Genomic DNA, 13,347 nt, shown 5'->3' with positions numbered 1-13,347 from the left:
GTGGCGGTTATAGACCGCGATCGCGTTTAATTTGGTCCCATGCGGCATTGATGCGCGCGATGCGCTCTTGCGCGGCTTTGCGCTGAGCGTCGGTCATGGGTTGTTGGGCGAGGCGGTCAGGGTGATATTCACGGATTAAGACGCGCCAACGGGTGCGGACCTCGCTATCACTGGCTTGTGCGCTAATGCCGAGGATGCGGTAACAATCCGCCGCGGAGGAGGTCGATGCAGCACGGGCTTGGCCTGTCTCTGCGCGTTCCCATACACGGGCGGAAAGGCGAAAGGCCCGATGAGTCCGGCGGAGGAAGTCTTGCTCTAAGGGGTGAAGTTCCGCCCCAGCGGGGAGGTCAGCTTTCGCAATCCGAAAGAGGACGGTCAGCAGGCTTTCTAGCGGTTCGGGCTTATCGGCAAAGGCACGGCCAAGCTCTTGGGCGTATAGTTCAAAATCATCTGTCCGTTCGCGGGCGCGGTCAAAAAGGAGGCCGACTTCCTTTTGATTCTCCGCTGGGAAGCGAAATGCCGCTTTAAATGCGTTAATTTCTGCCCGATTTACGGGGCCGTCAATTTTGGCCAATTTGGCCGAGAGGGTGACGACCCCCAGCCCGTAAAGCTGGTCTGTTTTACCAAAAAGAGCCGCGAGTTTTGCCGCTGTAAAAAAGGCAGCATTATGGGGGTCTGGCCGCCCTTGGGTGGGGAAGCGATCCCCCCATGTGCCAGAAGGCGGGGTGAGAATCTTATCCGTATCGGTAAGGTGCCCTAAAATCATCCCAAGAAGGCCACCGACCGGCCCGCCAGCGGCAAAACCGGCTACCCCACCAAACATCTTTCCCCAGAAAGCCATCGCCGCCTCCGTGATTCGAGCCAGGTCAGCTTATCATGGAGATTAGAGCAGCGGGAATAGGTAAGAGCGTATAATAGGCGTGATGAAAGCGCAGCGCGTTAGGGGGGTGTATGATGCTGGTGTTGGGCAAAACGTAAGGCGGAAAGGCGCAAGAGCGAGGCCAGTGATTGTTCTGGTGGGCGGTCTGTATCAAGCTTAGCGATAAAGGTAGCCAAGGGGCATTGGGCGTGGCGGGCCATGCTCTCCAGCACTTGCCAAAACTCTGCTTCTAAAGCGATGGAGGTCCTATGCCCATATAGGCTGAGGCTGCGTTTTTGGAGGCGATACGCTGTTGGGTTGTGCTGCATAAGAGGAGATAGTGACAGGTCGTGCCGTATGGGGGAAGGGGATTTTCTTGTCAGTTACGCGTAGGGACGCCATGATAGGGCTATGAGAGTCTTACAGCTTTTATCCTGCCTTATTATTATGATGGTTCACCCAGCTTATGCGGCGGCGGGTGTGCCCTCGGTCCCTGCATTATTTGAGTCGCTTAAAAGTGACCCTGTGCGGCTGGAGCTTTTCTTACGAGCCTTCCCCAAAGGGGCGGATTTGCATAATCATCTCTCTGGTGCGGTATATGCGGAAAGCTTTTTAAAATGGGCCGCGCAGGATGGGCTTTGTGTTTCGCTTACAGAGCAAACGATTCTATCTAAACCATGCCCCCATCCGGCAGCGGGGCAGATACAGGCGGCTTTGTTAGTGGATAATGCCGCAGCGTGGGATAAGATGGTCAATGCGCTTTCCATGCGGCATTATGTGCCAACGGGGGAGGATCGCTCCGGTCATGACCATTTCTTTGCGACCTTTTTGCGGTTTGCTGTGGTGGATCAGGCTCATCAAGGCGATATGTTGGCCGAGGCAGCCAATCAAGCCGCCCGTGACCATGTGCATTATGTAGAGCTACAAATTGCCCCGCTCTCCTTCCCCCTTTTAGGGGAGATGATGCACAAGGCCTCCTTACCGCCCCTTAAAAATACTGCTGATTTAAAAGCCGCTTATGAGGCTCTGCGTCCTGCGTTGGGCCAGATGGGCGCGCTCTCGCGTCAGGCTGTGGATGCGATGGAGGCCCGCGCCCATGCTGTGATGCAATGTGGCACCAGCCATGCCGCAGCTGGGTGTGGCGTGACGATACGTTATCATTATTCTATTTTACGCATTTTCCCTGCGCCTTTTGTATGGACGCAGCTTGTGGCTGCTTATGAGAGCGTTAAGCAGGATGCGCGTTTTGTGGGGGTGAATATCGTAGCCCCAGAGGATGACCCCATCGCCCTGCGTGATTACGACCTGCATATGCAGATGTTCCATTATCTCAATCAACGCTACCCCGGCACGCATTTGAGCCTTCATGCAGGGGAGGTAACACCGTCTCTCGTGCCTGCGGCGGATTTGGACCATCATATCCGTGAGGCGATTGAGGTCGCAGGGGCGGAGCGTATTGGCCATGGGGTGGATGTGCTGTGGGAGCGCGACCCGGTAGGGTTGCTACATGAGATGGCAAAGCGGAAGATTTTAGTGGAGGTGAATCTCACCAGTAATGATGAGATTTTGTCCGTTAAGGGCGCGCGCCATCCTTTCCCGCTTTACCGTTATGCGGGTGTGCCTGTGGCCCTCTCCACCGATGATGAAGGCGTCTCGCGTAGTGATTTAACGCAAGATTATATGCGGGCCGTGCTGGCTTATCATCTGGATTATCCGACTCTTATTCAGCTTTCCCGCACGAGTTTGGAATATGGGTTCCTACCGGGGGAGAGCTTATGGGTAGGGCGGCAACCGGGGCAGATTGTGCCTTCCTGTGCAGGGGGTGGAGAGTGGGGGCGGGCTGATAATATCGCCTCTGATTGCACCCGCCTTCTACAGCGGAGTTTAAAGGCCAAGTTGCAATGGCAGTTAGAGGCGGCCTTTCATCACTTTGAGGCCGATATAATGGCAAATCCTTTATTGACTTCTACACCATAAGGGCCGTGTGATGATGAGAGGGAAGGCATGATCATGAGTTGTAGCAGGATGAGACGGTTTTGCGGCGTTATGCTAGCGGGCGTCATAGCTGGGGTAGGAATAGGGGTTAAAGCCCACGCGCAGGCCGCGCCGCTGGAGGTGCGCGTTGTGGTGGTGACGACCTTTGAGCTTGGGCAGGATAGAGGCGATATGCCGGGGGAGTTTCAACATTGGGTGGAGCGTTACCCGTTGGAGCAAAGCTTCCCTGCACCGGGGACGGAGCATGGTGTGCTGCGCTATAACGCGCAGGACCATGTGTTGGGGCTTGTAAGCGGGGAAGGCCCCAGCCATATGGCCGCCGCCATTACGGCTTTAGCGTTAGACCCTCGTTTTGACCTCCGTCATGCTTATTTCATATTAGCTGGGATTGCGGGGGTGAACCCATATAAAGCAAGCCTCGGCTCGGCCGCTTGGGCGCGTTATGTGGTCAATGGTGGGGCTGCACATCTTATTGATTCACGTGAAATACCAGCCGATTGGCCGGATGGCTTTACGCCTCTCCAAGGGCATGTACCTGATGAGTACCCCCGCCCGCCGCTTCATTCCATCGCGGGGGATATGGCGTATCAATTACGGCCTTCTCTGGTGCAATGGGCGTATGAGTACACAAAGGCCATAACTTTGCCTGATAACGCAGCCTTACAGGCCCATCGTCATGTTTATCAAGACTTTCCCGAGGCTCTAAAGCCCCCTCATGTGATGATAGGCGATACCATCTCTAGCGAGACTTATTGGCTCGGGGCGCGGATGAATCGTTGGGCAGAGCGGTGGGTGTCTTATTGGACGGACCATCAAGGGGAGATGGTGACAACAGCGGAGGAAGATATTGCCCTCTGCCAAGCTTTGGCCTTGCAAGCGAAAGCGGGCCGTGTGGATGCGCAGCGTATCCTTATCCTACGGACTGCCAGCAATTTTGATATGCCGCCCACCGCTGTTACCCCCGCGACGATGTTGGCCAATGCCGCGCATGAGGAAAATCTACCGGGCCTTCATGCCGCAACGGACGCCGCTTATCGTGTTGCCAGCCCCATTGTGCGGCACTTAGCGACAGATTGGGCCCGGTATAAGGAGCATGTCCCCTAACCTTAAAAGAGGGGGAGAGTTAATCTTGATGGTAGCGAGGCATGGGGTATTCCTCCTCGCTCCAATCGCCTTTGGCCCAGTTTTGGCGGAGTTCGGCTGCGGTTTGCTCTAATGTGCCCGCTATAATCGCAGCGCGAATTTGGCGCATGAGCCGTTGATAGTAAGCGAGATTATGAAGGGTGAGGAGCATCGGCCCTAACATCTCATTCGCGCGGAAAAGATGATGAAGATAAGCGCGGCTATAGCGGCCTGCCATAGGGCTATCATCATCTGGCGAGATAGGCCGTGTATCTTCAGCAAAGCGAGCATTGCGGAGGTTTAATGTCCCGCGCTCGGTATAAGCGCGGGCAGTACGGCCAGCACGGGAGGGCATGACGCAATCGAACATATCGCAGCCACGCATAACGGCTCCTAAGAGGTCATCAGGCGTGCCAACACCCATGAGATAACGTGGTTGGTCCTCAGGGAGGAGGGGGGTTGTATAATCCAGCGTGGAGAACATCAGCTCTTGCCCTTCCCCCACGGCGAGGCCGCCAATCGCATAGCCCTCAAAGCCGATGTCACGCAGGGCGCGGGCGGATTCTGCGCGTAGGTCGGGCTCTGTCCCACCTTGGACAATGCCGAATTGCCCATAGCCGGGGCGGGCGATAAATGCCTCGCGGGAGCGCGCTGCCCATCGCATAGAACGCTGCATGGAGGCCGCTAGCACCTCTTTAGTAGCGGGGAGGGCAGGACATTCATCAAAGGCCATTGTGATGGTGGCATCTAGCTTATATTGGATGTCTGTCGAGCTTTCAGGCGTGAGGCGGTGGGCACTGCCATCAATATGGGAGCGGAAGGTCACGCCATCTTCATCCATCTTACGCAATGGCCCTAAGGACATGACTTGGAAGCCACCAGAATCGGTTAGGATAGGCCCTGGCCAATCCATCATGCGGTGTAAGCCCCCTAGGCGTTGTACGCGCTCTGCGGTGGGGCGGAGCATGAGGTGATAGGTATTGCCCAGCACAATACCAGCCCCGGTAGCCCGCACATTATCCATCGTAATGCCTTTGACCGTCCCGACCGTCCCAACAGGCATAAAGGTTGGGGTGGGGACACTGCCGTGGCGTGTGTGCAGCCACCCCGCTCTGGCTTGCCCAGATTGGGCCTCCTTTTGCCAATGCATATGCTCGGAGGCGGTAAGGGTTGGGCGAGGGGTGGAGGGTGTCATGGGGTGCGCTCCAATAAGCAAGCATCGCCGTAGGAGTAAAATCGTAATCCCTCGGTGATGGCGTAATGATAAGCGTGGCGCATAGTGTCCGTCCCTGCAAAGGCGCACACCAGCATAAAGAGGGTTGAGCGTGGTAGATGGAAGTTTGTGAGCAGCGCATCAACAGCGCGGAAGCGGTAGCCCGGCTTGATGAAAATGGATGTCTCCCCCTGCCAAGGGTGAATGAGTCCATGCTCATCAGCCGCACTCTCTAAGAGGCGGAGGCTTGTCGTTCCCACGGCGACAATACGGCCCCCACGGGCACGCGTCTCATTGATTCGTTGGGCCGTTTCTGGGGTGATATGCCCCCATTCAGCATGCATTTTATGCTCGGCAATGCTACTGCGAACAGGCAGGAATGTCCCCGCCCCGACATGGAGGGTGAGTGTTTCCTGCGCGATTCCTTTGGCAGTGAGGGCTTTTAAGACGTCATTGGTGAAGTGTAGTCCCGCCGTTGGGGCGGCTACAGCCCCACGAAAGCGGGAGAAAATGGTGCGATAATCATGCGCATCCGCCTCTGTGGGGCCATGAGGGCGAGCAATATAAGGTGGCAGGGCCAGAGCTGCGCGGCGTTCTAAAAACCTATCGAACGCATCCCCCTCAACTGAAAAACGAAGGGTAATCGCTCCATCGCCCTCATTGGTGAGGATGGTGGCGGTGACGGGGTCATTCTCAAAATGGAGTGTATCATGAGGGCGTAATTTACGCGCATTGCGGGCAAGGGCGTGCCATTGCCCCTCTGGTAAGATGCGGTCGAGCGTGATGCCAATGCGAGCCTCGCCCCGGCGGGCTTCCATCTTAGCAGGGATGACCTCTGTATTATTTGCGATGAGGAGGTCGCCCTCTTTTAGCAGGTCTGGGAGGTTATGGATGTGGTGGAGGGTGAGGCGGGCCTGCTCTGTTCCTGTAAGGGCGGGGGGAATGACGTGGAGGAGACGCGCCGTATCACGCGGGCGGGCGGGTTCGATCGCGATAGAGTCGCGCGGGAGGGTGAAGTCGTAGAGGGAGAGTTCGTCTGTCATGCGATGTGAAGAAAGCAGGGATGCTTAGCGAAAAGGGGGCCGAACGCCCCCTTATGTTGGAACATCATAATGTGCTGCGCTTTATTGGCGGCCAAGCTGATGTTTTAGCGCATCAATAAGAGCCTGCACCTTATAGCCGTGGCGTGTGAGGTAAGCGGTGTAATCGCTGCGCTGGGTCATCCGCATGCTTGCGCCCTCGCCGTAGAGGTCCACAACCTTGGGAGGTTCGCCATCAATAACGGCTGTCATCATCACAGAAGGATGATTGGGACGGCTAATTTGGAGCGTCACTTTCTGCCCTGCGGGGGAAGCGACATTATCGACCAAACGGAAGGAGATATTCTCATATTCTCCCATCCGGGCGGTTACAGCATTGAGCAGCACATCCTCAAACAACTCAAGATAAATCTTTTGCTGTTCTGGCGTGGCTTGCTGCCAGAAACGTCCTAGGCAGTACCGCCCAATCCCTTGCACATCTATATTCTGACGCAGGAGCGGGAGGAGGGCGTTGCGTTTTTTATCCAATGTCGTGTTACTATTCATAACAGCGACTAACTTCCCGCCAAAATCATTAACGAACGCACTCGCTTCCTCGCTGGAAGGTGCGGCGAATGCCAACATGGGGGCGAGAGCGAGTAGGCTGGCAGCTCCCAAAATGGTGCGGCGTGTAAGCTGACGGAGCATCATGTGTGGGGAATCCTTCTAAAAAGGGCTGTCCTTAGTGAGGACGGGATTGTCAGTACCAGTCAGGCGTTGTAGCGCGGTGATCGGCCTTTAGGGCATCAATCTGGCTCTGACGCTGCTGCTGCCATGCACTCCGCATGAAGGCGTAAGGGTCTAGGCTTTGATGTTCTAGCTGGTCGAGCTGGTCTGTATTATCGGCGAAGGTATTGAATGTGCCAAGGATGTTATAGCCCCAGTTGAAGCTGATAAGCCCATAACCGCTGGGCACATAGTTAATTGGTGTTAGCCCCTGACCCAGCGCATAGCCCGCCGCATCGCGGAAGCTGCTTGGCCCTAAGCCGGGGAGAAAGAGATACGGACCGGACTTGACCCCCCAGAGGGCAAGGACCATGCCGGGGTCTGTCTCATGCTGCTTATAGCCCAAATGTTTGGCAACGTCATAAAAGCCCGCCGTTGTCATATTTAGGAGGAAGCGCATAAACGCATCACCAGCGCGGCGGGGACGCCCTGCCCCAACATCGGAGAAGAAGACCGCAGGCTCCCGCCATGTTTCATTCAATGTCGCAACCGAGGTGCGGATGGGCTGGGGAACATGCTTCTGCCAGAAACGTCCAACCGGGCGCAGAGCTTTGTGATACACCCACATATTGATGTTGAACATCTTGCGGTTAAAAGGCTCAAACTTATCATTTGCAGCTTTATAGTCAGCTAACTCATCAGGGTCTTTAGGGGGCTTGGCGGTGCATCCTGCAAGAGACGATAAAGTAAGGCAGCCGACCAGTGTGAACAGGGCAGCTTTTTTGCCCTTGTGATGCTGCATTGTGCTGCCTTTGCACGCCATGTTGTTGCCGCTCCTGCTTCTTTTAAGGCCCGGCTATGGGAGGTATCTCCCCTATAGGTGGAAAGGGGAAATGCCCAAACGGGAACGGGCCGGGACTGTAACGCATTAAGACTCTTATCTATGGCAGGTTATAAAACCTGCGCCAAGTGAACATAGGTTACTTATTTGGCCTTGCCTACCCCTTTCGCATAGCAGAATTGTAATAGAAAAGAGGGTATTGCATTTTTGCATCGTTAAGCGTTGAGATGAGTGCCTACCTTGGTGTGGATTATCCCTCTGTCATAGGCGGAGCTGCTCAGGGTGGGTTTATCTTTTCTGGAGTGGGAGAAATTACATGCCCCGTTTTCTAAAAAGCCGTGGTTGGCTTTTATCGGCTAGTGCCTTAGCCGCCAGTGTGGCTCTGTCTGGTATGGCTGTGGCGCACCCTAAGGTTAGTGTGCAGGACTGGGGGCATCTTTCCGACAAGCAGAAAGTAAAAGCAGTCACCCTCAGCAATGATAACGGCGTAACGGTTACTTTGCTGACCTATGGTGCAACCATTCATAAAATGGATGTCCCCGATAAGAACGGCCATCTTGGTAATGTTGTGCTTGGCTTCCCTAATATTGGGGAATATGAGCGCAATAATGGAGACCCTCGCTTCGGGGCTGTGCTAGGTCGCGTGGCGAATCGTATTACTAATGGCTCCTTCACGCTGGAGGGGAAAACGTATCATACCCTCACTAATGAAGGGACAAATACCCTTCATGGTGGGCCTAACAGCTTTGCTCAGAAGCTTTGGACAATCGAGCGCAAAGGTGTTGATGCTGACGGTGCTTATGTGGAGTTTAAGGTGGTTAGCCCTGATGGTGACCAAGGCTTCCCCGGCACGTTGACAACACATGCGATTTATCGTCTGCGCTCCGATAATACGCTGAGCCTGCACTTCCAAGCGACAACGGATGCTCCGACTGTTGTGAATCTCTCCACACATAATTATTGGAACCTCAATGGTGAGGGATCTGGCGCTGTGGATGATGAGATTGTGCAGATGTATGCGGACCATTACCTCAAGACAGATGCACAATCCATTCCGACAGGTGAGCTTGCCGCTGTTGATGGCACACCGTTTGACTTCCGTCAGCCGCGCCGTGTTGGCGATGGCCTACGTCAGCCGCACCCGCAGATGCTGCCTCAAACAGGTTATGATAAATGCATGGTCCTTAATGGGCCGTCCAAAGCGGGTGATGTAGAACGCGTTGTGGCCCGTGTGACAGACCCTCATTCTGGCCGTGTGATGGAAGTCTCCACCAACATGCCGGGGATGCAGTTCTATTCTTCAAACCATATTTACGGCACATATTATGGTCTGGCGGGTAAGACATATCGGCAGGGTGATGCGCTTGCTTTCGAGCCGGAGTTCTTCCCCAACAGCCCTAATACGCCGTCCTTCCCCAGCATTGAGCTAAAACCGGGGCAAACCTACGATTATTCTATGAGCTTCCATTTCTCTCATCAATAAGAGGGAAGGGGGCTTATCAGCTCACTGACTAAAAGAGAGGCTGGCGTGGTGTCCTCCATCACGTCAGTCTTTTTTGTTGGAGGAAAGAGCGCACAGCCTCATGGGGCGGTTTTTGGGGAGTCGTGAAATCTTATCCACATTTCTCCCATTGCAACACACAGGATGATGCCCCAACCTATCCCCGAAACTGGGGATAAGTGGGGGATGTTGTTTAGATTTGGTAATTTAAGAAGTCTTGGTCCATATCGCCAAAACGGACGATGCGGGCAGGGTTGCCTACAGCGGTAGAGCGTGGTGGGACATTGCCAAGCACAACCGAGGCAGCCCCAACGCGGGCATGAGCCCCAATCTCTAAATAGCCGAGTATTTTTGCCCCTGCCCCAATCATGCAGCCTTGCCGGATGACAGGGTGGCGTTGGCCGCTATTTTTCCCTGTTCCGCCGAGGGTAACATTCTGAAAAAGGGAGACGTCATCCTCAATGATGGTTGTCTCGCCTATGACGATGCCCGTGCCGTGATCGATGGTAATGCGTTGGCCAATTTGTGCTGCGGGATGGATATCGATGCCGAATTTCTCATTCACACGGCTTTGAAAGTGATAAGCGAGCGGCTTGCGGTCAACGCGCCAGAGGTGATGAGCAATGCGATGAGCTTGCAGAGCTTGAAAGCCTTTAAAAAAGAGAAAAGGCGTTACGAGGTCCGGGCATGCCGGGTCCCGTTGAAATGTGGCGACAATATCCGAAGCAGCGGCACGGGTAATGGTGGGGTCATCTTCTAATGTAGAGGTGATGAGGCGCATGAGCGTTGGCTCGGTCATGGCGCGGTCAGTCAGCTTTGTGCTGAGGAGCGAGGCTAAAGCAGAGGCAAAATCTCCATGATTACAAATATTCACCGCAAAGAGATCTTGGATGAGCGCATCAGAGCAGCAACACGCTTGTGCCTGCATGATAGCCCAAAACTCAGCTAAAAATCGTGGCTCAGAGGAGGATTGTGGGAATGTGTCAAGAAAACCGGCCATAAAAGATATGCCTTTAGAATTATAAACCCATGGCGCGCCGGACAAACCCTTGCCGTAGGGTTGGGAGCCGCCGTAAGGCCATAAGCCCTGCATGGCGGGCATGGCGAATGAAAGGGACATCCGTGCTGAAAAGACGCTCCATCATGTCACATCCAGCGAGCATGGCAAGATTACCGGGGCGGCTTAGCTGTTGGTAACGCCGTAATAAGGAAGGGGAGCCGAGGTCCTCCCCATGGGCGAAGGCCTCCCCCAATAGCGCAACGATCGTGCGGACATCACGAAAGCCAAGATTCATCCCCTGCCCTGCAACAGGGTGCAAGCCATGGGCGGCATCTCCCGCTAAAATCAGCCGTGTGGCGTAATAGCGATGGGCATATTGGGAGGCGAGTGGGTAGGTCCAATGCGTGCCGATAAGCTCCAGTGATCCAAGCTCCTCGCCACAAAGCCGTTCTTTAATGAGATGGGCAAAATGATGTGGGGCAAGGCTCGTGAAATGGGCGATTCGTTCAGCGCGGTCGGTCCATACAATGGCGGAGCGGTGGGGGTGGCCTTCTATGCTGGGGAGGGGAAGGCGGGCAAAGGGGCCTTGAGGGAGGAAGTTCTCCAGCGCACTACCATGATGAGGCAGCGTATGAGCTAACACGCTGACAAGGGCCGTCTTATGATAAGGGATGCGCGTTAGGCCGATTCCGGCTTGTTGGCGTAAGCGGGATTGGCGTCCATCAGCCGCGATGACTAAAGCTGCGGAGACTGTTTCACCCGTTGAGAGCGTGATACGGGCTTCATCTTGCGTAAACTGGAACTGCCCTGTAGCGGGGGCGCGTACATCCAGCCCCGGTTGAGAAGTGAGGGTGCTAGCAATAGCAGCGAGGAGGTTATGTGCTTCGACCATCCAGCCAAAAGGGCGGTGGTCTGGGGCATCCTCCTCGGTAAAGCTTAGCCCATCAGCAAGAGTGCTGCGGGAGGCTGCGGGGACTCGCCCTTGGCTATCTGTGACATGGATGGTCGTAATTGCCTGCGGTGGTAGGGGCAGGGCCTGCCAGATACCAGCCTCTTCTAATAAAGGGCGGACACCCTCGGCTAGGGCATAGGCGCGACCATCAGGGTTTTGGTCTGGCGTGGGGGAGAGAGGTGCGCGCTCTAGGAGAAGGATGCGGAGGCCTTTTTGCGCCAATAAGCACGCTATTGTCGCCCCGATAGGGCCACCACCATTAATGCAGAGGTCGTAATCTGTACGCATAAGCCATGTATCCTTCCCGGCCTGCAAAGAGAGGGCTGGAGGCCCCTCCAAGAGGGTGGCTTTTTTGCCAGAGGGGCGGGTCTTTTGTGTCTAGCTCTATCTTTGACGAAAAGAAAGACTTGCAGAAATCGTTGTGAAGGTGGCACGATTTCATTCCAGTGTAGTAACAGACCAACGGTAGAAAAGGGCCAGAGGGGATGAAGCTTGTAACGGCAATTATCAAACCGTTCAAATTAGATGATGTACGCGAAGCCCTTGCGGAGCTGGGTGTGCATGGGCTGACTGTGACGGAGGTGCGCGGTTTTGGCCGGCAGAAGGGCCAGACAGAAATCTATCGTGGGGCTGAATATACTATTAGCTTCATCGCCAAAATTAAGCTGGAAACGGTTGTTTCTGATGAGCGTGTGCCAGAGATTATTGAGGCCATTACCGAAAAAGCCCGTACAGGCCGTATTGGTGACGGCAAGATTATGGTCACAAATGTGGAGCAGATGGTCCGTATCCGGACAGGCGAGACAGGTGAAGGAGCCCTCTAATGCGTGCGATTGATACAGGCGATACGTCATGGATGTTGGTCAGCACGGCTCTTGTCTTGCTGATGACGGTCCCCGGCTTAGCGTTGTTCTATGCTGGGATGGTGCGGCGGAAGAATGTCCTCTCCACTATGGTTCAGTCCTTTGGGATTTGCTGTATTGTGAGCATTGTGTGGATGGTCCTCGGCTATAGCCTAGCCTTCTCGACAGGGACGGCGTGGATTGGTGATGCTTCTCGCTTTTTCCTACGGGGGGTTGCATCGCAATTCCATCAAGGGACGGACGGAGCCTTTACCTTAGGGGCGGGGACTCCGGCAGAAACACCTATGACCATCCCCGAGAGCGTTTATCTGATGTACCAGATGACCTTTGCCATCATCACACCAGCCCTGCTGACAGGGGCTTTTGCAGAGCGTATCCGCTTTGCTGGGCTGTGTGTTTTTACGATTCTATGGTCGTTGCTGGTTTATGCGCCGGTGGCTCATTGGGTATGGAGCCCGCTTGGCTGGGTTGCTGGGTTAGGGGCTGTGGACTTTGCCGGGGGTACAGTTGTTCACATCAATTCTGGTGTGGCCGGGTTGGTTTGTGCCTTGATGATTGGCCGCCGTTACGGGCTAAAGCGTGATGATATGTCCCCCTATAATCTGGCTTATGCGATTATCGGGGCCTCGCTGCTTTGGGTAGGCTGGTTTGGCTTTAATGCAGGCTCTGCCCTTGGGGCGAATGGTCGGGCCGGTATGGCGATGCTCACAACACAGGTCGCTGCCACTGGCGGTGGTGTAGGCTGGATGCTGGTAGAATGGTGGCGTCATGGCAAACCGACAGCGTTGGGGATTATCTCTGGCGTGGTGGCAGGGCTTGTGGCGGTAACACCGGCCGCGGGCTTTGTCCTCCCCAGTGGGGCATTAGCGATTGGGCTGATTGCGGGTGGTGTGTGCTTCTATAGTGCTGCGGTGTTAAAAACACGTTTGGGTTATGATGATAGCCTAGATGCTTTTGGTGTGCACGGCGTAGGGGGCATTGTTGGGGCTTTACTGACGGGCGTATTTGCTTATGGTCCGCTCTCTGCCACGGCCTCAAACCCAGTTGGAGTAAGTGGAAGTTGGGCGCAGTTAGGGCGGCAGGCTGAGGCTGTGGGTGTGACGATTATATGGTCTGTTATCCTAACAGCTATCATCTTCTGGCTCGTCGATAAGACGGTTGGTATGCGCGTTTCCTCTGATGAGGAGCAAATGGGGTTGGACCTTGCCCAACATGGCGAGCGGCTCAACTAAGCGCATATGGTAGCTTTGCCCTTG

The 13,347-nt window shown here is 55.0% G+C and carries 13 protein-coding genes; 5 read left to right on the top strand and 8 right to left on the bottom strand.

Features of this window, described 5'->3' with window-relative positions; all coding sequences use genetic code 11:
• Nucleotides 1-7: 7 nt before the first annotated feature.
• Together GM556_RS06120 and GM556_RS06115 are read right to left on the bottom strand one after the other, a co-directional pair.
• Entirely contained in the window at nt 8-841 is an 834-nt protein-coding gene (locus GM556_RS06120) for a TerB family tellurite resistance protein (protein ID WP_099026878.1), read from the bottom strand.
• Between the two features lie 98 nt (nt 842-939).
• Nucleotides 940-1,188 (bottom strand): ribbon-helix-helix domain-containing protein, encoded by a 249-nt coding sequence (locus tag GM556_RS06115; RefSeq protein WP_099026877.1) that lies wholly within the window; start codon nt 1,186-1,188, stop codon nt 940-942.
• A 118-nt stretch (nt 1,189-1,306) separates the two neighbouring features.
• Between GM556_RS06115 and GM556_RS06110 the strand changes: the two genes are divergently transcribed.
• Complete coding sequence (locus GM556_RS06110) at nt 1,307-2,836, top strand: adenosine deaminase (protein ID WP_230873310.1); 1,530 nt, start codon at nt 1,307-1,309, stop codon at nt 2,834-2,836.
• A 27-nt stretch (nt 2,837-2,863) separates the two neighbouring features.
• Nucleotides 2,864-3,958, top strand: coding sequence for a purine nucleoside permease (locus GM556_RS06105; RefSeq protein WP_370513601.1), 1,095 nt, complete (start codon nt 2,864-2,866; stop codon nt 3,956-3,958).
• A gap of 19 nt (nt 3,959-3,977) precedes the next feature.
• Here GM556_RS06105 and tgt read toward each other — a convergent pair whose 3' ends face one another.
• From tgt to GM556_RS06085, 4 genes are all read right to left on the bottom strand, one after another.
• Complete coding sequence (gene tgt / locus GM556_RS06100; RefSeq protein ID WP_155573751.1) at nt 3,978-5,126, bottom strand: tRNA guanosine(34) transglycosylase Tgt; 1,149 nt, start codon at nt 5,124-5,126, stop codon at nt 3,978-3,980.
• Nucleotides 5,127-5,167: 41 nt separating this feature from the next.
• Nucleotides 5,168-6,232 carry a tRNA preQ1(34) S-adenosylmethionine ribosyltransferase-isomerase QueA gene (gene queA / locus GM556_RS06095; protein ID WP_155579572.1) on the bottom strand — a complete coding sequence of 355 codons (1,065 nt, stop codon included), beginning with the start codon at nt 6,230-6,232 and terminating at the stop codon, nt 5,168-5,170.
• Nucleotides 6,233-6,313: 81 nt separating this feature from the next.
• Nucleotides 6,314-6,919, bottom strand: coding sequence for a phospholipid-binding protein MlaC (locus GM556_RS06090; RefSeq protein ID WP_230873309.1), 606 nt, complete (start codon nt 6,917-6,919; stop codon nt 6,314-6,316).
• A 49-nt stretch (nt 6,920-6,968) separates the two neighbouring features.
• Nucleotides 6,969-7,736: a VacJ family lipoprotein gene (locus GM556_RS06085; RefSeq protein ID WP_155573749.1), complete on the bottom strand. Its 768-nt coding sequence runs from the start codon at nt 7,734-7,736 to the stop codon at nt 6,969-6,971.
• Nucleotides 7,737-8,091: 355 nt separating this feature from the next.
• Here GM556_RS06085 and GM556_RS06080 point away from each other — a divergent pair, with 355 nt between their 5' ends.
• Nucleotides 8,092-9,258, top strand: coding sequence for an aldose epimerase family protein (locus tag GM556_RS06080; protein WP_155573669.1), 1,167 nt, complete (start codon nt 8,092-8,094; stop codon nt 9,256-9,258).
• A 211-nt stretch (nt 9,259-9,469) separates the two neighbouring features.
• Here GM556_RS06080 and cysE read toward each other — a convergent pair whose 3' ends face one another.
• Complete coding sequence (cysE, locus tag GM556_RS06075) at nt 9,470-10,204, bottom strand: serine O-acetyltransferase (RefSeq protein WP_155573748.1); 735 nt, start codon at nt 10,202-10,204, stop codon at nt 9,470-9,472.
• A 91-nt stretch (nt 10,205-10,295) separates the two neighbouring features.
• Nucleotides 10,296-11,516: an FAD-dependent monooxygenase gene (locus GM556_RS06070; RefSeq protein WP_155579571.1), complete on the bottom strand. Its 1,221-nt coding sequence runs from the start codon at nt 11,514-11,516 to the stop codon at nt 10,296-10,298.
• A gap of 197 nt (nt 11,517-11,713) precedes the next feature.
• Here GM556_RS06070 and GM556_RS06065 point away from each other — a divergent pair, with 197 nt between their 5' ends.
• Together GM556_RS06065 and GM556_RS06060 are read left to right on the top strand one after the other, a co-directional pair.
• On the top strand, nt 11,714-12,052 hold the full coding sequence (locus GM556_RS06065; RefSeq protein ID WP_155573667.1) for a P-II family nitrogen regulator: 339 nt from the start codon (nt 11,714-11,716) through the stop codon (nt 12,050-12,052).
• Nucleotides 12,052-13,323, top strand: a complete 1,272-nt coding sequence (locus GM556_RS06060; RefSeq protein ID WP_155579570.1) for an ammonium transporter — start codon at nt 12,052-12,054, stop codon at nt 13,321-13,323. The genes GM556_RS06065 and GM556_RS06060 overlap by 1 nt, the downstream gene beginning before the upstream one ends.
• Nucleotides 13,324-13,347 lie beyond the last annotated feature (24 nt).

The organism is Bombella sp. ESL0378 (assembly GCF_009725845.1).
Taxonomy (GTDB): Bacteria; Pseudomonadota; Alphaproteobacteria; order Acetobacterales; family Acetobacteraceae; genus Bombella; species Bombella pollinis.
Note: the sequence above shows the minus strand (reverse complement) of the source record. Positions and strands in the feature narration are given on the sequence as shown.